The 21,692-nt window shown below is 70.3% G+C and carries 22 protein-coding genes; 16 read left to right on the top strand and 6 right to left on the bottom strand.

Annotated features, from left to right (window positions below):
- Positions 1–136 precede the first annotated feature (136 nt).
- Complete coding sequence (locus AB0I79_RS13965; RefSeq protein ID WP_357871777.1) at positions 137–1,681, top strand: hypothetical protein; 1,545 nt, start codon at positions 137–139, stop codon at positions 1,679–1,681.
- Between the two features lie 44 nt (positions 1,682–1,725).
- On the opposite strand, the gene AB0I79_RS13960 is transcribed toward AB0I79_RS13965, so the two are convergent.
- A complete protein-coding gene (locus AB0I79_RS13960; protein ID WP_357871774.1) occupies positions 1,726–3,084 on the bottom strand; it encodes a hypothetical protein in 1,359 nt (452 codons plus the stop codon).
- Between the two features lie 289 nt (positions 3,085–3,373).
- Entirely contained in the window at positions 3,374–4,582 is a 1,209-nt protein-coding gene (locus AB0I79_RS13955) for an NADP-dependent malic enzyme (RefSeq protein WP_357871772.1), read from the bottom strand.
- 263 nt (positions 4,583–4,845) lie between these two features.
- On the opposite strand from AB0I79_RS13955, the gene AB0I79_RS13950 reads away from it, so the two are divergent.
- The 4 genes from AB0I79_RS13950 (at position 4,846) to AB0I79_RS13935 (ending at position 7,770) form a co-directional block, all read left to right on the top strand.
- The gene (locus AB0I79_RS13950; RefSeq protein WP_357871769.1) at positions 4,846–5,700 is read left to right on the top strand and encodes an ABC transporter substrate-binding protein; all 855 of its coding nucleotides are present in this window, start codon (positions 4,846–4,848) and stop codon (positions 5,698–5,700) included.
- A gap of 3 nt (positions 5,701–5,703) precedes the next feature.
- Positions 5,704–6,531 (top strand): amino acid ABC transporter permease, encoded by an 828-nt coding sequence (locus AB0I79_RS13945; RefSeq protein ID WP_357871766.1) that lies wholly within the window; start codon positions 5,704–5,706, stop codon positions 6,529–6,531.
- Positions 6,528–7,274, top strand: coding sequence for an amino acid ABC transporter ATP-binding protein (locus AB0I79_RS13940; protein ID WP_357871763.1), 747 nt, complete (start codon positions 6,528–6,530; stop codon positions 7,272–7,274). Before AB0I79_RS13945 ends, AB0I79_RS13940 begins: the two co-directional genes overlap by 4 nt.
- A 70-nt stretch (positions 7,275–7,344) precedes the next feature.
- A complete protein-coding gene (locus AB0I79_RS13935; RefSeq protein WP_357871760.1) occupies positions 7,345–7,770 on the top strand; it encodes a CGNR zinc finger domain-containing protein in 426 nt (141 codons plus the stop codon).
- On the opposite strand, the gene AB0I79_RS13930 is transcribed toward AB0I79_RS13935, so the two are convergent.
- Positions 7,767–8,072, bottom strand: coding sequence for a S24 family peptidase (locus AB0I79_RS13930; RefSeq protein ID WP_357871757.1), 306 nt, complete (start codon positions 8,070–8,072; stop codon positions 7,767–7,769). The two genes, AB0I79_RS13935 and AB0I79_RS13930, sit on opposite strands and share 4 nt — an antisense overlap.
- Before the next feature lie 88 nt (positions 8,073–8,160).
- Between AB0I79_RS13930 and sodN the strand changes: the two genes are divergently transcribed.
- From sodN to AB0I79_RS13915, 3 genes are all read left to right on the top strand, one after another.
- On the top strand, positions 8,161–8,562 hold the full coding sequence (gene sodN / locus AB0I79_RS13925) for a superoxide dismutase, Ni (RefSeq protein WP_148442130.1): 402 nt from the start codon (positions 8,161–8,163) through the stop codon (positions 8,560–8,562).
- A 128-nt stretch (positions 8,563–8,690) separates the two neighbouring features.
- The gene (locus AB0I79_RS13920) at positions 8,691–9,116 is read left to right on the top strand and encodes an anti-sigma factor (protein ID WP_225269218.1); all 426 of its coding nucleotides are present in this window, start codon (positions 8,691–8,693) and stop codon (positions 9,114–9,116) included.
- 17 nt (positions 9,117–9,133) lie between these two features.
- Positions 9,134–9,913, top strand: a complete 780-nt coding sequence (locus AB0I79_RS13915) for an RNA polymerase sigma factor SigF (RefSeq protein WP_171074665.1) — start codon at positions 9,134–9,136, stop codon at positions 9,911–9,913.
- Between the two features lie 114 nt (positions 9,914–10,027).
- Here the strand turns inward: AB0I79_RS13915 and AB0I79_RS13910 are convergent, their stop codons facing one another.
- Positions 10,028–10,441 (bottom strand): hypothetical protein, encoded by a 414-nt coding sequence (locus AB0I79_RS13910; protein WP_357871755.1) that lies wholly within the window; start codon positions 10,439–10,441, stop codon positions 10,028–10,030.
- An 88-nt stretch (positions 10,442–10,529) separates the two neighbouring features.
- On the opposite strand from AB0I79_RS13910, the gene AB0I79_RS13905 reads away from it, so the two are divergent.
- Positions 10,530–11,495 (top strand): diacylglycerol kinase family protein, encoded by a 966-nt coding sequence (locus AB0I79_RS13905; RefSeq protein ID WP_357871752.1) that lies wholly within the window; start codon positions 10,530–10,532, stop codon positions 11,493–11,495.
- 273 nt (positions 11,496–11,768) lie between these two features.
- Positions 11,769–12,023, top strand: a complete 255-nt coding sequence (locus AB0I79_RS13900; RefSeq protein WP_357871749.1) for a WhiB family transcriptional regulator — start codon at positions 11,769–11,771, stop codon at positions 12,021–12,023.
- A gap of 72 nt (positions 12,024–12,095) precedes the next feature.
- Here AB0I79_RS13900 and AB0I79_RS13895 read toward each other — a convergent pair whose 3' ends face one another.
- Complete coding sequence (locus AB0I79_RS13895; protein WP_357871747.1) at positions 12,096–13,565, bottom strand: histidine kinase N-terminal domain-containing protein; 1,470 nt, start codon at positions 13,563–13,565, stop codon at positions 12,096–12,098.
- A 463-nt stretch (positions 13,566–14,028) separates the two neighbouring features.
- Between AB0I79_RS13895 and AB0I79_RS13890 the strand changes: the two genes are divergently transcribed.
- The 6 genes from AB0I79_RS13890 to AB0I79_RS13865 all read left to right on the top strand — a co-directional run bounded on the left by AB0I79_RS13890 (position 14,029) and on the right by AB0I79_RS13865 (position 19,853).
- Entirely contained in the window at positions 14,029–14,748 is a 720-nt protein-coding gene (locus AB0I79_RS13890; protein ID WP_148442136.1) for a GntR family transcriptional regulator, read from the top strand.
- Positions 14,745–15,464 (top strand): dethiobiotin synthase, encoded by a 720-nt coding sequence (bioD, locus tag AB0I79_RS13885; RefSeq protein ID WP_357871744.1) that lies wholly within the window; start codon positions 14,745–14,747, stop codon positions 15,462–15,464. The genes AB0I79_RS13890 and bioD overlap by 4 nt, the downstream gene beginning before the upstream one ends.
- A 121-nt stretch (positions 15,465–15,585) precedes the next feature.
- Complete coding sequence (locus AB0I79_RS13880) at positions 15,586–16,746, top strand: histidine kinase (RefSeq protein ID WP_357871741.1); 1,161 nt, start codon at positions 15,586–15,588, stop codon at positions 16,744–16,746.
- Positions 16,737–17,393: a response regulator transcription factor gene (locus AB0I79_RS13875; protein ID WP_185101018.1), complete on the top strand. Its 657-nt coding sequence runs from the start codon at positions 16,737–16,739 to the stop codon at positions 17,391–17,393. The genes AB0I79_RS13880 and AB0I79_RS13875 overlap by 10 nt, the downstream gene beginning before the upstream one ends.
- Complete coding sequence (locus AB0I79_RS13870; protein ID WP_357871738.1) at positions 17,390–18,166, top strand: hypothetical protein; 777 nt, start codon at positions 17,390–17,392, stop codon at positions 18,164–18,166. The genes AB0I79_RS13875 and AB0I79_RS13870 overlap by 4 nt, the downstream gene beginning before the upstream one ends.
- Positions 18,167–18,206: 40 nt before the next feature.
- On the top strand, positions 18,207–19,853 hold the full coding sequence (locus AB0I79_RS13865) for an acetolactate synthase (RefSeq protein WP_357871735.1): 1,647 nt from the start codon (positions 18,207–18,209) through the stop codon (positions 19,851–19,853).
- 7 nt (positions 19,854–19,860) lie between these two features.
- On the opposite strand, the gene AB0I79_RS13860 is transcribed toward AB0I79_RS13865, so the two are convergent.
- Positions 19,861–21,570, bottom strand: coding sequence for a protein kinase (locus AB0I79_RS13860; RefSeq protein WP_357871732.1), 1,710 nt, complete (start codon positions 21,568–21,570; stop codon positions 19,861–19,863).
- Positions 21,571–21,692: the final 122 nt, after the last annotated feature.

Raw genomic sequence — 21,692 nt, 5'->3', positions numbered from 1 at the left:
ACATGCTTCACCCAAAGGGCTCGGCTTCTGCCGGGCCCTTTGGCCTTTCTACGACAAATTTGAGCATTTCCCTTACCAGAGTGCCTGGTGGGTCGATAGGGTCTTTACACCCTTTTTGACAACTGTGGAGCCTCCCGTGAAGCGCCTGCTCATCCCCCTCGCCGCCGCCGGCCTGAGCGCCGCCGTACTCGCCTCGCCCGCCAACGCCGCACCGTCCTGGGCATCCGAAGACCTCCTGCCCAAGCCGGCCGACGCGTACGGTGCCGCCTTTTTCTGGCTCGACTCGAACGGAGCCGCCCTGCGGAAGGCCACGCAGTACAACCTGGACGCCAAGGACGTGCCGAAGGTCGTCAGCTCGGGCAGCAAGGGCGTCCCTGACGGCAAGCCCGGCATGACGGGCCCGACCACCACCCCCAAGGCTGGTACGAGCAAGAACGTGAACCTGCCGAAGACCATCGGCAAGGTCTTCTTCCTCGACAAGTCCGGCCACTACCGCTGGTGCTCGGCCACCTCCATCCAGTCGAGGAACCGCAACCTGGTCGCCACCGCCGGCCACTGCGTGTTCGAGAACGGCAAGGACGAGGTCTACCGCAAGTGGATCTTCGTGCCGGGCTACTACCAGGGCAAGGCCCCCTGGGGCGTCTACGTCGGCGCCTACGCCTTCACCGCCTACGACCTCGACACCTACGACGACTACGACGGCGACTACGCCTTCGTCGCGGTGCACAACGGCTTCACGCTGACGGGCTCCAAGGAGGTCGTCAAGAGCGAGTTCCACGCCTGGGGCGGCGACAAGTGGGTCAAGCACGAAGAGATCAAGAAGGAAGAGTACGACGCCGGGTTCGAGAAGTACGGGCCCGCGGGGCCGTACTGGTCGAAGGACTTCGACGTCACGCCGGAGAAGGTCGCGCACAACTACTCGGGCGAGAAGATCCTGACCAAGGTCGAGGTCACCGAGTCCGAGTACAACAAGGCGCCGAAGGACACCGCGAGCGACGTCAACGGCGAGCAGTACGAGCAGGCCGGCCCGACCCCCATCAGCCAGGAGGAGTTCAAGAAGCTCACGGCTGAGAAGGGCGACGGCAAGTACCTCGGCAAGCTCACCGTCACCAAGGACGCCAACGGTACCGAGACCGCGTGGTTCGAGACCCGCTACTACGTCAAGCAGTGGGTCAAGGCCGGCAAGACGGTCCGCTACTTCCGCGACCACTACTACATCGGCCTGGCCAAGGACCTCGGCCGCCTCGGCGACGTCGTCGGCGGCCAGGGCTTCGCCTGGAACCAGCCGCTCGGCCAGCAGGTGACGGTCTTCGGCTACCCGAGCGCCCCGCACCCCGACGGCGACAGGCCGTTCACCGGCGTCACCCCCAAGTGGTGCACCGGCAAGACCGGCACGAAGAGCGTCCAGGTCAACACGTTCAAGGTCGAGACCCACCAGGTGCTCAAGTGCTCCATGACGTGGGGCGCCGACGGCGGCCCGTGGCTCATGAAGTACAACAACAGCAAGCGCACCGGCTACGTCAACGGCGTGACCAGCGTCTTCGCCGACAACGACGGCAACGACCGGATCGACACCATCAGCTCGGCCATCTTCGACGGCGAGACCGCCGACGTCTACAACAAGGCGAACTTCGCCGAGACGAAGAAGATCGTCGGCCCCAACGGCGAGCTCCTCAAGTAACCCCCAAGGTGGGCCCGGTCAAGACTCCGGGCCCACCGCAGGGATCACACGGCGGTGAGCTCGCGCGTGCGCTCGCGCAGCGCGGCCACCGGCCGCTCGTTCTTGTACGGCTCCAGCCGCCGCCGCAGATCAGCCGCGTACGACCGCGACCGCGCCGACTGGAGCTCGGCCGCCAGCGTCAGCGCGCCGGCCGCGGCCGAGCACGCCTCCTCCAGCTCCCCGCACTGCAGCAGCCCGGCGGCCAGCAGCGACAGGTTGAACATGCGCCCCCGCACGTACCGGGAGTCCATGTCGAGCGAGCGCCGCGCCTGGCGCACGACCCGCTCCCCCTCCCCGAGGTCGCGGAAGCAGTGGGCGAACTTGGCGGACAGGTAGGCCTCGTCGAAGTAGCTGAGCCACTTGGGCTCGTCGGCGGGCTTGCGGGCATCGAAGGCGCACTCGGCCTCGTGGAGGGCGTGACCGCAGGAGCGGGCGTCGCCCAGGCCGGCGTGCGCGTGGGCCTCCAGGACGTGCGCGGAGGCCAGGAGAGTCTTCACCCCGGCCGCGCGGGCCGCCATCTGGGCGGCCCTGGCCAGGTCGAGGGCGTGGGCCGGCTGGCCCATGTAGATGGCCTGGTGCGCCATGCCGGCCAGGATCTCGCCGCCCAGCGTCTGGTCGTCGGCGCCCCTGGCCAGGCGCAGGGCCTGGATCAGGTACCGCTGGGCGAGGCCGTGCTGCTCCATGTCGTAGGCCATCCACCCCGCCAGGCGGGTCAGCTCCGAGGCCGCGGCGGCCAGTTGCTTGCCGGTGGACTCGCCGTACGAGCCGTCCTTGAGCAAGGGGGAGACGGCGGTGTCGAGGTACTTGACCACGGACGAGCGGACGCGTCCGCTGCCGAAGCGGTTGTCGAGCTCACCGAAGGAGCGGGTGACCTCGTGGATGGCGGCGATGTCGGCGCGGCCTACCCGCCGCGTGCCCGTGCCGCTCGGGCGCCCCTCAGAGGGCGATGTCAGCCAGCGTACGGCTCCAACAGAGCCTGCTCCAATCGCGAACGTCGAGTCGATCAGGAACCTCCGTCTCTCTACATCGGCCCGCCACAGCGCCGTCACGGTCGCGACCCCCTCCTGCCAGGTGTGCGTGAACTCCTGTCCGAGATCGAGGGGTGTGATGACGGCCGGCATGCCCAGGTCCTCCGACGAGACCGGCCTGCCTAGCCGGAGCGCGAAGATCTCGGTGAGCAGGCACGGGACCGGATCGCGCGGCCTCTGACCTCCGATCCATCGCAGGACCGAGCTGTGGTCGTACTTGAGGCCCGGAGTGCCACGTGCGGCTCCCAGATCGTTGAGGCGCCTGGCCAGTCCCTTGTGGGAAAAACCCGCCTCTGCGATGAGCTGCTGCAGCAGTCGATTCGGCTCGCGTTCCATCGCTCTCCTCGTCACAGGAGTCGGCGCCCACATCATTACAGAGAGCTACTGTTATAGCACCTTGCGTAAAGGGTTTACGGCAGTTCCCAAAGGTCACCCAAACTCCATCCCACACCCCGGGCCGTCCTGCACATGATCAGGCGGACCCTGGCTCCTGGACGGGGATCTCAACTACCCACGGAACGGCCACGTAACCCGAAAAGCAGAAAGACCTGGTGAGGGGCGGTAAAAAAGGGGCGAGCGAGGGCCGGAAAGGGCTCTCTCGCTCGCCAGGACGGCCTGTGGGAGCTCAGACGCGCGCGACCCCGTCCGCCCGGGCCTGGGCGGCCACGGCGGCCGTCACGGCGGGCGCGACGCGCTCGTCGAACGGGCTCGGGATGATGTACGTCGCCGAGAGGTCGTCACCGACCACCCCCGCCAGCGCGTTGGCCGCGGCCACCTTCATGTTCTCGGTGATCGCGGTGGCCCGCACGTCGAGAGCGCCCCGGAACACCCCGGGGAAGGCCAGCACGTTGTTGATCTGGTTGGGGAAGTCGGAGCGGCCGGTGGCCACCACCTTGACGTGCCTGGCGGCCACCTCGGGGTGCACCTCCGGCGTCGGGTTGGACAGGGCGAACACGATGGCGTCGGGCGCCATGGACGCGATCGCCCGCTCCGGCACCGTGGACCCGGACAGCCCCAGGAACAGGTCGGCGCCCTCCAGCGCCTCCTCCGTGGAGCCGGTGTGGCCCGCCCGGTTGGTGTCGCGGGCCAGCGCCTGCTTGACCGGGTTGAGGCCCTCCCTGCCCTCGTAGATCATGCCCTTGGAGTCGGAGACCGCGATGTCGCCGATGCCCGCCTCCAGCAGGATGCGGGTGACGGCGACGCCGGACGCGCCCGCGCCGGCCACGACGGCCCGCAGGTCGCCCAGCGTGCGGCCGGTCAGCCGGGCGGCGTTCCGCAGGGCCGCCAGCGCCACGATGGCGGTGCCGTGCTGGTCGTCGTGGAAGACCGGGATGTCGAGCAGGCCGCGCAGCCGGTCCTCGATCTCGAAGCAGCGGGGGGCGCTGATGTCCTCGAGGTTGATGCCGCCGAACGAGGGCGCCAGGCGCACCACGGTCTCGACGAGCCCGTCGACGTCGGTGCAGTCGAGGCAGATGGGCACGGCGTCGACGCCCGCGAACTCCTTGAACAGCAGCGCCTTGCCCTCCATGACGGGCATGGCGGCCGCGGGGCCGATGTCGCCGAGGCCGAGCACCGCGGTGCCGTCGGAGACGACGGCGACCACGTTGGAGACCCAGGTGTAGTCGCCGGCCAGCGCGGGCTGTTCGGCGATGGCGGTGCAGACCCGGGCGACGCCGGGCGTGTACGCGAGCGACAGGTCGTCGGCGTCGCGGACCGGGACGGTGGAGCGAATCTCGATCTTGCCTCCCCTGTGCAGGGCGAAGGCCGGATCGAGGTCGGGTGTTTCGACGGAAGCAGAAGCGGGCGTGGCAGCCACAGCGACCCCTGTAGTCATCGGTAGCGGAAGTAACCTTCGGCGGACGAGCGCGAGCGGGCTGGCTTCGGTAGCTGCCAGGATCCCCTCGCCGGTCGTCTGGTGAGGGGGTTCGGGGGTCACCCGTCTTCCCATACTGCCACAGGCTGAGATGCTGTTCGGTGTCAGCGCCGACGCCGTTCTGTTGACGCATCGTTAAATTCCGAATGACGGACCGCAGCTAAACCCCCTCTAAACTGCACAAAACGCAAGTTTCATGGCTTTTCACTACGAGGAGGCCGTACATGGCCCTCAGACCCCTGAGCCGCCGTGGCTACGCCGCCGGCGCGCTCGCCTTGGCCACTGCGCTCATGCTCACCGCGTGCGGCAGTGAGACCGGCTCGGGCACCGGCACGACCAGCGCCAGCGCCTCCGCCGCCGGCGGTGCCAAGCTGGTGCAGCCCGGCAAGCTCACGGTCTGCACGAACATCCCGTACGAGCCGTTCCAGTTCAAGGACGCGAGCGGCAAGATCGTCGGGTTTGACGTGGACATCGTCGACCTCGCCGCGAAGAAGCTGGGCGTGACCCAGAACATCGTGGACATCGACTTCGCCGTGATCAAGAGTGGTGCCGCCATGGCCGCGAACAAGTGCGACGTCGCGGCCGCCGGCATGACGATCACCGACGAGCGCAAGCAGAACATCGACTTCTCCGACCCCTACTTCGACGCCACGCAGGCCCTGCTGGCCAAGAAGGGCACCGGCGCCGCCTCGCTGGAGGACGTCAAGGCCAAGGGGCTCAAGCTGGGCGCCCAGGCCAGCACCACCGGCCTCGACTACGTCAAGAAGCAGGGCTTCGACCCGACCGAGTACGCCGACTCGGCCAAGGAGCTGCTGGCCCTGCAGGCCGGCCAGGCCGACGTGATCGTCCAGGACCTGCCCGTCGTCCTCACCTGGCTGAAGAAGCCCGACATCGCCGCCAAGTTCGAGATGATCGGCAGCCTGGACACCGGTGAGCAGTACGGCATCGGCCTGAAGAAGGGCGCCGACCCGCTCCTGCTCAAGACGATCAACGAGGAGATCGCCAAGGCCAAGCAGGACGGCACCTACGAGAAGATCTACGTGAAGTGGTTCGGCAAGAAGCCCGGCGAGCTGGGCTGATCCATGGCCGACCAGCCGAAGACGGCTGAGCCTGGGCGTACCAGGCTCAGCCCTCGGAAAAAGCAGCAGGTCAGCCGAGGTATCCAATACGTCGTACTGGCCGCCGCGCTCGTCGCCGTCGTACTGTACGCCGACTGGGCCAGCCTCGCCCAGAACTTCGCCAAGGCCGACGTGGCGAGTGCGGCGCTGCCCGAGCTCTTCACCATCGCGCTGCGCAACACGATCATCTACACGGTGGGCGGGTTCGTCTGCGCGTTCGTGCTGGGCCTGGTGCTGGCGCTCATGCGGCTCTCGCAGGTCCGGCCGTACCGGTGGATCTCGCTCATCTACATCGAGATCTTCCGCGGGCTGCCCGCGCTGCTGATCTTCCTGCTGATCGTGTTCCTGCCGCTGGCGCTGCCGGGCTTCGAGGTGCCCGGCGGCACGTACGGACAGGGCATCCTCGGGCTCGGCCTGGTCGGCGCGGCCTATCAGGCGGAGATCTTCAGGGCCGGCCTCCAGGCCGTGCCCAAGGGGCAGACGGAGGCCGCCAGGTCGCTCGGCATGTCGGCCACCCGTGCCCAGGTCACCGTGGTGATCCCGCAGGCGATCCGGATGGTCATCCCGCCGACCACCAACCAGTTCGTGGCCCTGCTGAAGGACTCGTCGCTGGTGCTGTTCCTCGGCGTGTCCGGCGAGTACGTCGAGCTGGCCAAGTTCGGCAACGACCTGGCCTCCCAGTACGCCAACGCCACGCCCATCATGGTCGCCGGCATCACGTACCTGATCGTCACCATCCCGCTGGGGTACCTCGCGTCCCGGCTGGAGGGGCGTAAGGGGAGGAATCGATGACAACCCACGCCATCGAGCTGCGCGACCTGCACAAGTACTTCGGCAAGAACGAGGTGCTCAAGGGCATCGACATGACCGTCGACCCGGGCCAGGTGGTCTGCGTCATCGGCCCGTCGGGCTCGGGCAAGTCCACCCTGCTGCGCTGCGTGAACCTGCTGGAGACTCCCACCAGGGGCAAGGTGTTCGTGGAGGGCGTCGAGGTCACCGACCCCGACGTGGACCTCGACGCCGTACGCCGCCGCATCGGCATGGTCTTCCAGCAGTTCAACCTGTTCCCGCACATGACCGCGCTGCAGAACGTCATGATCGCCCAGCAGCGGGTGCTGAAGCGCGGCAAGCGCGAGGCCGAGATCATCGCCCGGGACAACCTGGACAAGGTCGGCGTCGGCGCCAAGTGCGACTCCCTGCCCGGCCAGCTCTCGGGCGGCCAGCAGCAGCGTGTCGCGATCGCCAGGGCCCTGGCCATGAACCCCAGCCTGATGCTCTTCGACGAGCCCACCTCGGCGCTCGACCCCGAGCTGGTCGGCGACGTGCTCACCGTCATGCGCAAGCTGGCGGAGGAGGGGATGACCATGCTGGTGGTCACCCACGAGATGGGCTTCGCGCGGCAGGTGGCCGACCGGGTGGTGTTCATGGACGGCGGCGTGATCGTCGAGGACGGCGCCCCCGCTCAGGTCATCGGCGACCCCCAGCAGGAGCGCACCCGCACGTTCCTGCACCGCGTCCTGCACCCGGAGGAGTAGCCGGCCAGGGGCGGGGCACACCGGGAAGCTCGCCACCCGGGTGCCCCGCCTTCTGCTGTAATGGACCGGCATGGACCTCACCTCTTACGCCGAGTGGGCGGTCCGGCTGGCCAACGATCCTGACCCGCCGCCCGAGCTCAGGCGGCTGCGCGACGAGCTGGCCGCCGTGTTCGACGCGGCCGGCGACGCGCGTGCCGTGGCCGAGCGGCTGAACGCCCTGCTGGTGCGCTATCCCGTACGCCCCCAGCTCTCCGACCACGACGGCCACGACTGGCACCTGCACCTGGCCGAGGACCCCGCCGCGACCGCCGTCATGGGCCTGGCCGCGGTCGTCGCCGAGCTGGGCGTGGACCGCCTCGGGCGGTGCCGCGAGCCGCACTGCGGCCTGGCCTTCCTCGACACCTCGTCCAACCGCTCCCGCCGCTACTGCTCGGCCCGCTGCGCCAGCCGCGCCAACGTCGCCGCCTTCCGCGCCCGCCGCAGGAACGGCTCCTAGCCCTTGCGAGGCGACCTGCGCAGGAGCGGCCAGTAGCGCAGCACCACGCGCCCCACGATGTCGTCCACCGGCCCGAAGTCCCAGCTGTCGCGCCGCCCGCCGGCCCGCTGGTTGTCGCTCTCCAGCCACCAGCCGCCGGCCCCGTGCCACTGCGCCCGCTTGACGATGAGCCGATCGGGATCGCCGGGCAGCCTCGCCACCACGAGATCGCCGGGGTGCACGGTGGCCCCCCGGCGTACGAGGAGCCAGTCGCCGGGCAGCAGCGCGGGCCGCATCGAATCCCCTTCGACACGCACTCTCATCGTCTAGACCCCCCACTCCGCAGGCGTTGGGACACGAGTAAGGTCGTTGATGGACCAAGCTGATTCAGCATCCAGGAAGGATTTTCTGATGCTCGCACGACTGCTACGACCCAAGCATGTCGCTTCCGCTCACTGCGACCTGCCCTGTGGGGTCTACGACCCCGCTCAGGCCCGCATCGAGGCCGAGTCGGTCAAGGCGATCATGGAGAAGTACGCGGCCAACGAGGACCCGGTCTTCCGCGCCCGCGCCATCAAGATCAAGGAGGAGCGGGCCGAGCTGGTCAAGCACCACCTCTGGGTGCTGTGGACCGACTACTTCAAGCCGCCGCACCTCGAGCAGTACCCTCAGCTGCACCAGCTCTTCTGGGACGCCACGAAGCTCGCCGGCGCCGCGGGCGCCAAGGGCACCGTGGAGGTCGCCAAGGCCGAGGACCTGCTGGGCAAGATCGACGAAATCTCCAAGATCTTCTGGGAGACCAAGGCCGCCTAAAACGGCACATAAGGCTCTGTGCGGTTACCAACCGCACAGAGCCTTTTCCGTAGATGGCGAGTCTGATTCATCCAAGCACCTCTGAAGGGCGGTAAGTTGCAGTCAGCGTCGGATTCGCGAGGAGGAACGTGACCGAGGAAACCGAGACGCGCGCGGAGGGCGTGGCGGGCATCCGAGACGTGGTGAGCATCAGGCTCCCCGCGGCGAGTGCCTACCTGTCTGTGCTGCGTACGGCTACCGCCGGCCTGGCGGCGCGGCTTGACTTCACCCTGGACGAGATCGAGGATCTGCGGATCGCGGTCGACGAGGCCTGCGCCATGCTCCTGAACGAGGCGGTGCCCGGCACCGACCTCACCGCGGAGTTCGAGCTCACCGGGCAGGAGATGCAGGTCAGGGTCGAGGTGGCGACTGTCGGCAGCTCCGCGCCCAAGCGCGACGACTTCGCCTGGATGGTGCTGACCGCCCTGGCCGACGACGTCGACGCGGTGACCGACTCCCCTGATCGCATGGCGATCGTCCTGCGTAAGCGCCGAGGCGCGGCGAGGCCGGCGTGACGGAAAGGACTGGAGCCATGGCCACCAGCGAACACGCCGTGCCCGACAGGGTGCGTGCCCGCATGCTCTTCGCCGAGCTGGCCGAGCTGGGCCCCGAGGAGCCGCGCCGCCAGCGCATCAGGGATGAGCTGGTCGAGCTTCACCTTCCTCTGGTCGAATACCTGGCTCGCCGCTTCCGCAACAGGGGCGAGTGGCTCGACGACCTCACCCAGGTCGCCACCATCGGGCTGATCAAGTCCATCGACCGGTTCGATCTCAACCGGGGCGTGGAGTTCTCCACCTACGCCACGCCCACCATCGTCGGCGAGATCAAACGGCACTTCCGCGACAAGGGCTGGGCGGTCCGCGTGCCGCGCAGGCTGCAGGAGCTGAAGCTCTCGCTGACCAAGGCGATCAGCGACCTGTCCCAGCGCGAGGGCCGCGCCCCGACCGTGGCGGAGCTGGCCTCCTACCTCAAGATGACCGAGGAGGAGGTGCTCGAGGGGCTCGAGTCGGCCAACGCGTACTCCACCGTCTCGCTGGACGCGCCCGACTCGGGAGACGACGACGCCCCCGCGGTGTCCGACTCGCTCGGCATCGTGGACGAGTCGCTGGAGGGCGTCGAGTACCGCGAGTCGCTCAAGCCGCTGCTCGAACGGCTGCCGCCGCGCGAGAAGCGCATCCTGCTGCTGCGCTTCTTCGGCAACATGACGCAGTCGCAGATCGCCACCGAGCTGGGCATCTCGCAGATGCACGTCTCGCGCCTGCTCGCCCGCACGCTGGCGCAGCTGCGCGAGGGCCTGACCGCCGACGACTGAGCCCCGGCTTTCCGCGCGTCGCCGCTCCGCGGCCCGATGTGCGGAAACGGGCCCACCGCCGACGCCGGAACGCGCCGATGCGTGGAAGCGGCCTGACGGCGCGGGGGAACCGGCCTAACGGCGCGAGGGATCCGCGTCCGACGCCTGGCCGTCGCCGTAGAGCGCCTGCGTGGTCGGGGGAGCCAGCAGCGTCACGAGCCCCGCCAGGCTCACGACGATCATCAGGATCCCGAGCTGCGGCTGGCCCGACGTGATGAGGGTGCCGCCGACGGGCAGCATGAAGATCTGCGTCAGCACGCCCGGCGACCTCCCCCACCGCTCCGTCCTGAACAGCCCGCCCCAGGCCACCCAGAGCAGGCCTGCCCCGACGAGCAGCCCGAACCCCGCCACGGCCAGGGCGGTGGAGATGTCGTCCGGTGCCCCGGTCAGGGTCTGCACCGCGACGTAGCCGCCGAGCCCGAGCGCGACCAGCCCCTCCAGGGCGACGATCGAGGCGGCGATGAGCAGGGTAAGCGGGCGACCGTTCACGTCCGTACCCTACCTCCCGGGCCGGACGGGCCGGAAAATAGGACGTTCGGCCGATAAGTCGGACAAGGTCACCGGCTACGCTGGCGATATGCGCGCAATGCTGCTGGTCAACCCCAAGGCCACGACCACGAACGCCCGTACGCGGGACGTGCTGATCCGCGCGCTCGGCGCGGCGGTCGAGCTCACGGTCGAGGAGACCCGCTACCGCGGGCACGCCGCCTCGCTGGCGGCCACCGCGCGGGCCAAGGGGTACGACGTGGTCGCGGTGCTCGGCGGCGACGGAACGATCAACGAGACGGTCAACGGCCTGCTGAACCCGGTGAACGGCGGCGACGACCCGCCGAGGGACGACCCCAGCACCGGCCGCCCCGGCCTGATCGTCATCCCCGGCGGCAGCGCGAACGTCTTCGCCCGCGCGCTGGGCCTGCCGAACGACCCCGTGGAGTCGACCGGCCAGGTGCTGGAGGCGCTCAGGGAGGGCCGGCGCAGGACCGTGGGTTTGGGCCAAGCCCTTTGGGAGGGGCAGAGCCGCTACTTCACCTTCTGCTCGGGGATGGGCTACGACGCAGAGGTTGTACGGGCCGTGGAGGGCCTCAGGGGCACCGGGCGTAAGGCTACCCCTGCACGGTATGTGAACACGGCTCTGAGGCACTATCTGGCCACGGACAAGCGGCATCCCGCGATGACCGTGACCGGCCCCGGCATCCCGGCCGCCGGCGGGGTGTTCATGGCGATCGTCTCCAACACCTCGCCGTGGACGTACGTGGGCAGCAGGCCGGTCCGGCCCACCCCGTGGGCGAGCTTCGAGACCGGGCTCGACCTCCTCGGCATGCGGCGCATGGGACCGATGACGCTGGCGAAAGTGATCCGTCACATTCTCACGGAGAGTGACATCCTTCCGTCCGGCCGGCACCTCGTCCAGATGCACGACGAGGCCGAGATCACGCTCACCGCGGACCGTCCCGTGGCCTTCCAGCTGGACGGCGACTACCTGGGAGAACGGGAAACCGTAACATTCCGGTCTACACCGAACGCATTACAAGTTCTGGTCTAGTCGGTTACATTCGGTCATTGTGTGACGCATCCGACATCCATAACCGCCAAAACTTCCCGCCAACCCCCTTGCGTGCACTCTCCGTGGCTGACAGGCTCGTTCATGACGTCGGAACGTAGGACCTTTAAACACCCCAGGGTCCTCCGATCGTCAGCGGGCAACCCCGGTCCACACAAGGATGCGGGTAATTGTTCGCGCGAGTTAGTGAAACTCTTCACAAAGTAGTAGCCGCACGGAGCCGACCAGAGGCTCCATCTACTAAGGAGTGGACGCATGGACTGGCGCCACCGAGCTGCCTGCCGTGACGTGGACCCCGAGCTGTTCTTCCCGATCGGCAACACCGGCCCGGCACTCATGCAGATCGAGGAGGCCAAGCAGGTCTGCCGTTCCTGCTCGGCCGTCGAGGCCTGCCTGAAGTGGGCGCTGGAGTCCGGCCAGGACGCCGGCGTCTGGGGCGGTATGAGCGAGGACGAGCGCCGCGCGCTCAAGCGCCGCTCCGCTCGGGCCCGCGCCCGCGCCACCGCCTGACCCACCCCACCCCCAGAACAGACGCGACGCCGGCCCGCGCGCAGCAGCGGCCCCGTCGTCAAGCCGGCGCGTTCAGCCCGGCGGGAGCGGGATCGACAGGACGACCTCCGTGCCGCCCTCCAGGCGCGGCTCAATGGTGAGCCGCCCGGACAACTCCCCCTCGACCAGCGTGCGCACGATCTGCAGCCCCAGACTGGTGGAGCTGTCGAGGTCGAAGCCGCCGGGCAGGCCGCGGCCGTCGTCCCAGACGGTCACGTTCAGCCGCTCGTGCGCGGGCTCGACCACCACCTCCAGCCGCTTGGGCCGGCCATGCTGCAACGCGTTCTGCAACAGCTCGGTCAGCGCCATGGCCAGCGGTGTGGCGATGAGCGAGGGCAACACCCCGAACGCCCCCACCCGGCGCGGCGTGACACCCGCCTCCGGCGACGACACCTCTCCCGCCATCGCGATCACCCGATCGGCGATCTCGTCGAAGTCGACGAACTCCTCGGGTGCGTGCGACAGCGTCTCGTGCACGATCGCGATCGACCCGACCCGGCGCACCGCCTCCTCCAGCGCCTCCCGCCCCTCGGGCACCTGGAGCCGCCTGGCCTGGAGCCGGAGCAGCGCGGCCACGGTCTGCAGGTTGTTCTTGACCCGGTGGTGGATCTCGCGGATGGTGGCGTCCTTGGTCATCAGCTCGCGCTCGCGCCGCCGCAGCTCGGTCACGTCCCTGATGAGCACCAGCGCGCCGATGCGGCCGCCGCCGACGATCAGCGGGATGGCCCGCAACTGCACGATCGTGCCGCCCGACTCGACCTCGGTCTCCTTGGCCGCGCGCCCGCTGGCCACGATCATGAGGTCCTCGTTGATCGGCTCGTCCGAATAGCACAGCGTGGCGGTGACCCGCCCAAGCTCGGCGCCGACCAGGTCGGCGTGCAGGCCGAGCCGCCGGTAGGCGGACAGCGCGTTCGGGGAGGCGTACGTGACGCGCCCGGCCCTGTCCAGCCTGAGCAGGCCGTCGCCGACGCGCGGCGAGCGCACCAGGATCGGCTCCTCGCCGGAGAACGGGAAGCGCCCCTCGGCCACCATCTGCGCCAGGTCGGAGGCGCTCTGGAGGTAGGTCAGCTCCAGGCGGGACGGCGTGCGGGCCGAGGAGAGGTTCGTGGAGCGCTGGATGACCCCCAGGAAGCGGCCCTCGCCACCCTCGACCGCCCGGCGCACGGGGATGGTCTCCTCGCGGACGGGCACGCCGGTGGACCAGTCGGGATCGCCCTCGCGGCAGATGCGGCGCTCGTTCCAGGCCGTGTCGATGAGGTTGCGCTCGCCCTTGGCGGCCACGGTGCCGACGATGTCGTCGTGGTAGACGGTCGGGCCGGTCGTCGGGCGCATCTGGGCGATCGCGATCCAGCCGCTCTCCCCCAGCAGCGGCGCCCACAGGATGAGGTCGGCGAAGGACAGGTCGGCCAGCAGCTGCCAGTCGGAGACCAGCGAGTGCAGCCAGTCGAGGTCCGCCTCGTCGAGCGCTGTGTGGCGGGCTACGAGGTCGCTGAGAGTCGGCACGAGTGCATCATGCGTGCTTTCCCCCGCAACAACCAAACCGACTCCCGGTGAGAGGCGGCAGGGTGAAGCCGATAGCAGACGAGCAGGCAGGGTTCACGCCAGCGGGGGCATAACACCATATGGCGGGGGGTTCAATCTCATATTGTGAGAACCATCACAGGGTCGAAGTCGCCGGAGCCCAGGACGGGCCGGTGCGCGGCGAGCCGGAGGTGATCCACACGGGCAGGTGGTTCTTCCGCGACACGGCGCGCGGACCGGCCTCGGTTTCGATCGTGCGCGCTGCTGTGGATATCCTTCACAATCAACCTGAGCTGCCCGGATCCGCGTGTGCTCACACCCGTACGCGCCCGGAGCCTGCGGGCCGCTCCAGCCCGCGGTTGACCGCTCGGGCCGAAGTGAGTTCCGATGATCTCGCGGTGATCAGACACGCCCTCACCGCCGTGGCAGAAGTGAAGGTGAGAGCGTGACAGACGACAGCCCCCGCGTTCCGAAGTACTACGACGTGAAACGGGCCCTGCTCGAGCTCACCAAGACCCTGCCCCCCGGCACGGCCCTGCCGCCCGAGCGCACGCTGGCCGTACGGTTCGAGACCTCGCGCACCACCGTCAGGCAGGCGCTGACCGAGCTGGTCGTCGAGGGGCGGCTGCTGCGCATCCAGGGCAAGGGCACGTTCGTGGCCCAGCCCAAGGTGGCCCAGGTGCTGCAGCTCACCTCCTACATCGGAGATCTGCGCACGGCCGGCCTGGAGCCGGACACCAAGATCCTGGAGATCGGCTACATCACTGCCGACGAGGCGCTCGCGCGGCGCCTGGCCATCAACCCGGGCGGCCGCGTGCTGCGCATCCACCGGCTCAGGCTCGCCAACGGCGAGCCGGTCTCGATAGACACCACCCACCTGTCCGCGCGCCGCTTCCCCCGCCTGCGGCGCGAGCTGGAGGTGCACGCCTCCCTGTACGAGACGCTGCACAACGCCTACAACGTGCGGCTGACCGACGCCGAGGAGATCATCGAGACGGTCCTGGCCACCCCCTACGACGCCAAGGCGCTCGGCGTGGACGTCGGCCTGCCGATGCTGCTGCTCACCCGGCACGCCTTCGACGCCGACGGCAACCCCGTCGAGTGGGCGCAGTCGCTCTACCGCGGCGACCGGTACAAGTTCGTCACCCGCCTGCGCCGCCCATGAGCGTCCTGGTCGTCACGGGCACCGGCACCGGCGTCGGCAAGACGGTCGTGACGGCGGCGCTGAGCGCGCTGGCGCTGGCCCGCGGGTCCGCGGCGGCGGTGGTCAAGCCCGCGCAGACCGGGCTGGCGGCCGGCGAGCCAGGCGACGTGGACGAGGTCATCCGGCTGTCCGGCGTCACCACCACGTTCGAGCTCGGCCGCTTCCCCGGCCCGCTGCCGCCCGCGGCGGCCGCCAGGGCGGCGGGAGTTCCGCCCGTGTCGCTGTCCGCGGCCGCCAGGCTGGTGCGGGAGCTGGCCGAGAGCAACCGCCTGGTCGTCGTGGACGGCGCCGGTGGGCTGCTCGACCGCTACGACGAGGAGGGCGCCACCCTGGCCGACCTGGCCCGCGCCCTGCGCGCGCAGGTCCTCGTCGTGGTGCGGCCCTGCCGCGACACCGTCAACCACACCGCGCTCACCCTGGAGTCGCTGGCCCACCACGGGCTGGACCTGGCCGGGATCGTCATCGGGCGGTGGCCGGCCACGCCCGATGACGCCGCGTGCGGCAGCGTGACGGATCTGGAGATGCTGGCGGCCAGGCCGCTGGCCGGCGCGCTGCCCGAAGGCCTGGGCGGCCTGCGGGGGCGCCAGGAGTTCGCCGAGGCGGCCCGCGAGGGGCTGGGCGCCACGTTGGGCGGCGCCTTCGACCCGCTGGCCTTCAGGCAGCGCCACAGCCTCTAGCCGAACCACGGGATGCCACGCTGGGCGCATCTCGGTTCGCGGGGGGGTGGGGCTAGCCCTACCATGCACCGGCACACCAGACCCATTTCGCGTCCTCGCTCCAGGTCAATACCGTTGAGGCATGAAAGTCCCCCGTCCCTGGTCGGCGCGGGCCTGGCTGGACACGGCCCATGTGATGATCGGCTTTCCGGTCGCCGTGCTGCTCGGCGGGCTCACGCTGCTGCTGGCCGTGGCGCCGCCGCTGCTGCGGCGGGCCCTGCCGTGGTTCACCAGGGTGCAGCGCTCGCGGCTGCGCGCCTTCCAGGGCGTGCGCATCCCGCCGGTGCCCGCCCCGGCGAGCTGGCGCGATCCGCTGACGTGGCGGCAGATCGGCTACCACCTGCTGTCGCCGGTGGTGGGCCTGGCCGGTGCCTTCCTGGTGGCGTTCGCGTGGGGCGGGGCGGTGGTCGGGCTGCTGGCGTTCCTGCCGCCGAAGCTGCAGGAGCCGCCGCTGGAGTTCGCGCTCGACCTCAGGGACAACCGGGTCCAGCTCGCCTTCATGCTGGTGGGGCTGGCGCTGCTGGTGCTCGCGCCGTTCCTGGCCCGCGGCATGGCCGCGCTGGACCTGTCGGTGGCCCGTACGCTGCTCGGGCCCAGCCGTACGGAGCTGGGGCAGCGCATCGAGACGCTGACCGAGAGCCGGGCCGGCGTGATCGACGCGGCCGACGCCGAGCGGCGCAGGATCGAGCGTGACCTGCACGACGGCGCCCAGCAGCGGCTCGTCTCCCTGGCCATGAACCTGGGCCTGGCCAGGGCCACCCTGACCGACCTGCCGGATCCGGCCCGCGAGGCCATCGAGCAGGCGCACGAGGAGGCCAAGCAGGCGCTCAAGGAGCTGCGCGACTTCGTCCGCGGCCTGCACCCCGCCGTGCTCAACGACCAGGGCCTGGACGCGGCGCTGTCCGGTGTCGCGGCCCGCGCGCCCTTCCCCGTCAAGCTGCGCGTCGACATCGAGCGGCGTACCACGCCCACCATCGAGGCGGTGGCGTTCTTCACCGTGTCGGAAGCGCTCACCAACATCGCCAAGCACTCGGCGGCCACCAGGGCGGAGGTGAGCGTGCGGCGCGAGCGCGACCGTCTGCACGTGCTCGTCTACGACGACGGGTGCGGCGGTGCCAGGATGGACGGCGGAACCGGGCTGCGCGGCCTGGCCCAGCGGATCGACGCCGTGGACGGGACGCTACGGCTGTCCAGCCCGCTGGGCGGACCGACGACGATCGAGGTGGAGCTGCCGTGCGAGTAGTGCTCGCAGAGGATTCCGTGCTGCTGAGGGAGGGCCTGATCCGGCTCCTGGCAGCCGCGGGCATGGAGGTGGTGGCGGCCGTGGACGAGGCGGAGGGCCTGCTGCGGGCGGCCGAGGAGCACCGCCCCGAACTGGTCGTCACCGACGTCAGGATGCCGCCCACGCACACCGACGAGGGGCTGCGGGCCGCGCTCGTGCTGCGCCGCCAGCAGCCGGGCCTGGCCGTCCTGGTGCTCTCACAGTACGTCGAGGAGCGCTACGCCGCCCAGCTCCTCGCCTCCGCCTCGGCAGGCGGCGTCGGCTACCTGCTCAAGGACCGGGTGGCGGACGTGGCGGAGTTCATCGACGCGCTGCGCAGGGTGGCCTCCGGCGGCACCGCCCTCGACCCGGAGGTCGTGGCCCAGCTCCTGCTGCGCGGCAACAGCGACCCGCTGGAGCGGCTCACGCCGCGCGAGCACGAGGTGCTCAGGCTGATGGCGGAGGGCCGCTCCAACGCCGGCATCGGGCAGGCCCTGGTGCTCAGCGAGGGGGCCGTGGGCAAGCACATCGGCAACATCTTCACCAAGCTCGACCTGCCGCCCGCCGAGGGCGACCACCGGCGGGTGCTCGCCGTGCTGCAGTTCCTCAAGATCCGGAGCCTGCCGTGAGAGCGGTGTGGCTGACTGCCGGCGCCGCGGCCACCGTGTTCGCCCTGGTGCTGTCCACGGCGCTGCTCTGGCACGGCTTCGCCAGTGCCAGGACACCGACGGACGTCACCATGCGGTCCATCCCGTTCGACGGCCAGGAGCTGCGTGTCAAGGCCGGCAAGGGCCGGGTGAACGTGTGGGTCCTGTCGGGGAAGGCGGGCGAGCTGCTCATCCGGAGGTCGCTGAGCTGGTCGCGCGAACGGCCCACCGTCACCGAGGACTGGGACGCCGAGTCCGCCACGCTGCGGCTCGACGCCGTGTGCCCCGGCTCCGACCAGCCGCGGGGGCCGATCTGCGAGGCCGACTACGTGGTGGCCGTGCCGCCGGAGACCACGCTCGAGGCCGCCACGTCCGTCGGCGCGCTCGTGGTCTCCGAGCTCTTCGGCGACCTGCGGTTGACGACCGTGTCCGGCAACGTGCGCGTCAACGCCCTCGCCGGCGACCTCTGGGTGCGGACCGGCACGGGCCGCGTGGACGGGGATCGCCTGCGCAGCGAGCGGGCCGACGTGGAGGTCGGCTCGGGGGACGTCGCGCTGACCTTCCGCAGCGCCCCGTCCCAGGTCAAGGCGGTCGTGCGCACGACGGGCGACGTCCACATGCACGTGCCGCCGAGCCTGTACGCCGTCTCGGCCGAAGGCGCCAACACCACCGTCGACGTCAGGAGGTCCCCCGGCGCGCCGAGGAAGATCACCGTGAGGGCACCCGAGGGCCTCGTGAGCGTGTGCTGCCGATGAAAGTCTGTTTACCTGTGTGACTGGTTGGTAAGTTCCCGGCATGGAGTCTGCGAAGCACGCCGGTGACGCCGCCGTCGCCGTGTCCAAGGCCTACGGTGTCGAGACCATGTTCACCCTGTCGGGAGGGCACGTCTTCCCGCTCTACGACGGCGCCGTGCACGAGGGCATGCGCATCCTCGACGTACGCCACGAGCAGAGCGCGGTCTTCGCCGCCGAGGCGACCGCCAGGCTGACCAGGAAACCCGGCCTGGCCGTGCTGACCGCGGGCCCCGGCATCACCAACGGCGTCAGCGGCGTCGCGACCGCCCACTTCAACGGCTCCCCCGTGGTCGTCCTGGGCGGCAGGGCGCCCCAGTCCCGCTGGGGCAGCGGCGCCCTGCAGGAGATGGACCACCCGCCGCTGCTCGACCCGATCACCAAGCTGTCGTTCACCGCGTCCGGCGCCGACTCCGTCGGCCAGGACGTCGAGGCCGCCTTCCGCACGGCGGTCGCGCCGCACCGCGGCCCCGTCTTCCTCGACTTCTACATGGACCACCTGTTCTCCCCCTCGCCGGTCCACGAGGTGCACACGCAGTCGCCGTCGCCGCTGGAGCCCGACCCCGACGACCTGGCGGGCATCGCGCGGCTGCTGTCCGAGGCCGAGCGGCCTGTGCTGGTGTACGGCTCCGACGTGTGGATGGACCGCGCCGAGGAGGCCGCCCGCGACTTCGCCGAGACGTGGCGGCTGCCGGTCATCCCCAACGGCCAGGGGCGCGGCATCCTGCCGTCCGGCCACGAGCTGCTCGTCACCCGGGCCCGCGGCCTCGCCTTCGCCCAGGCCGACCTGGTCATCGTGATCGGCACGCCGCTCGACTTCCGGCTCGGCTACGGCTGGTTCGGCGGCAAGGACGGCGCGCCGCTGGCCAGGGTGGTGCACATCGCCGACGCGCCCTCGCAGCTCGCCACGCACATGCAGCCGGCCGCGTCCGCCGCCGGCGACCTGTCGGTGGTGTTCTGGAGCCTCGGCACGGCCTGCGGCGAGGCCGGGGTCAAGCCCGACGCGTACGCCTCGTGGGTGACGAGGCTGTCCGAGGCGGCCGGGGCGGCCATCGCCGGCGACGCCGAGCTGCTGGCCTCCGGCTCCGACCCGATCCACCCGATGCGCGTCTACGGCGAGCTGAACAGGGTCCTCGACGACGACGCCGTGGTGATCGGCGACGGCGGCGACTTCGTCTCCTACGCCGGCAAGTACGTCGAGCCGAAGCAGCCGGGCAACTGGCTCGACCCCGGCCCGTACGGCTGCCTGGGCACCGGCCTGGGCTACTCCATCGCCGCCCGCCTGGCCAGGCCGTCCTCGCAGGTGGTGCTGCTGCTCGGCGACGGCGCCGCCGGGTTCTCGCTGATGGACGTCGACACCCTCGTCCGCCACAACCTCCCGGTCGTGATGATCTGCGGCAACAACGGCATGTGGGGGCTGGAGAAGCACCCCATGCAGATGTTGTACGGCTATGACGTGGCGGCCGAGCTGCAGCCGCAGTGCCGCTACGACCAGGTCGTGACCGCGCTCGGCGGGGGCGGCGAGCTGGTGACGAAGCCGTCGGAGATCGGGCCCGCGCTGCGCAGGGCGTTCGACTCCGGCGTGCCGTACCTGGTCAACATCGCCACCGACCCGCAGATCGCCTACCCCCGCAACACGACGGGGGTGTGAGCGGCCCCTACGACTTCTTCGCCGTGGGGGTAGGGGTCGTCGGGGTGGGCGTGGGCGAGGCGTCCTCGGGGCAGACGCTGTCGACGACGACCAGGGTGACCGTGGTGCCCTTGGTCACCGCCTTGCCCGCGCCCGGCATGGACGCCTTGACCCGGCCGCAGCGCATGCCGTCGGTCGTGGTGGTCTGGTCGTCGGGGTTGGACAGCAGGCCGGCCGCCTCCACCATGTCCACCGCCTCGAGGTAGCGCTTGCCGATCACGTTCGGCATCAGCACCTTGTTGCTGGACGTGGTCGGGGTGGGCGTCTTCGACGTCGACGGGGTGGTCGAGGGCGTGCTGGTCGGCGTCTTCGTCGGCTCCTCGGTGTCCTCCGGCGTCTGCGTGGGCTGCGGGTCCCTGGTGGGAGGCTTGGACTGCTGCCTCGTCGGCCCGGGTTCGGGCTCGGGCTCCGAGGTCTTGGTCGCGGGCTTGGACGGCGGCTTGCTGGCCTTCGTGCCGTCCGCCCGATTGGTGGCGCTGACCGTCGGCTCAGGCCCGCCACCGAGGGGCATGCCCGTCAGCGCGACCGCGGTGGCGCCCGCGCCGAGCACGACCGCCGCGGCGATGCCCGCGATCAGGCCGGTCCTGCGCGGCGCCTTGGCCGCGCGGCGGCTCCCGCGCCGGTCGGAGATCGCCGTGTCCTCGTGCGCCATCCTGGCGCCCGTCTGGTAAGGGTTGGCGTCGCGCTGGCCGGGCTGCTGGAACTGGCCGGTCTGCTGGTACTGCTGGCCGCTCTGGGCGTACTGCTGGCCCGTCTGCGGGTACTGCTGCTCGCCTGGGCCCTGCTGGTACTGCTGGCTCGGCTGCTGCTGCGAGGGCTGGGCCATCGTGGAGCCGGTGGCCAGCTCGGGCACGGCAGGCGCCTGCCCGCTGGCGATCGCCCTGGCGGCCTCGCTCATCGCGCGGGCGCTCGGGTAACGCCTGGCCGGGTCCTTCGACAGGGCGATCTCCACCAGCGTGCGCACCGACTGGGGGATGTCCTGGGGCAGCGGCGGCGGAGCCTCGCGGATGTGCTTGAGCGCGATCGTGACCGCGCTGTCGCCGTCGAACGGCCGCTGGCCGACCAGGCACTCGTACGCGACCACGCCGAGCGCGTAGATGTCCACGGCGGGCGTCACAGGGGCGCCCTCGGCCTGCTCGGGCGCGCAGTAGGCGGCGGTGCCGAGCACCATGCCGGCGTCGGTGAGCCGGCTGGCGATGTCGGAGCGGGCGATGCCGAAGTCGGTGAGGACGAGGGTGCCGTCGCGCTGCACGAGCAGGTTGCCCGGCTTGACGTCGCGGTGGACGATCCCCTGGTCGTGCACGGCCTGCAGCGCCGACGCGGCCTGCGCGATGAGCTCCATGGCCGCCTGCGGCGGGATGCGCCCCAGCCTGCCGAGCAGGCGGTCGAGCGGCTCGCCGTCGACGAACTTCATCACCAGGTAGACGGTGTCGCCGCTGACGCCGTAGTCGTAGACGTCGACCACGCCGGAGTGGTTGATCGTGGCCATCGCCCGTGCCTCCCCCTGGAAGCGAGCGACGAACCCGGGGTCCTCCATACGGCCGGGGAGCAGCACTTTGACGGCGACGGTGCGTGCGAGCACGACGTCCTCGCCTCGCCACACCTCGCCCATGCCACCGGCGCCGATGCGGGTATCCAGCCGATACCGCCCCGCCAGCGTCGTCCCTTGGGCCACCATGATTCCCCCGCTACCCCCCTACGTCCCGGAACCCATTTACCTCGCCCACCCCGCGGATCTCCAACAAAGCGAAGTTTTGTCGCGGTGAGGTAACACAGTGGTCACGGAACTCAGAGAGTGTA

It is taken from the genome of Nonomuraea sp. NPDC050202, assembly GCF_040656115.1.
Lineage (GTDB): Bacteria > Actinomycetota > Actinomycetes > Streptosporangiales > Streptosporangiaceae > Nonomuraea.
This window is presented reverse-complemented; position numbering and strand designations above follow the sequence as displayed.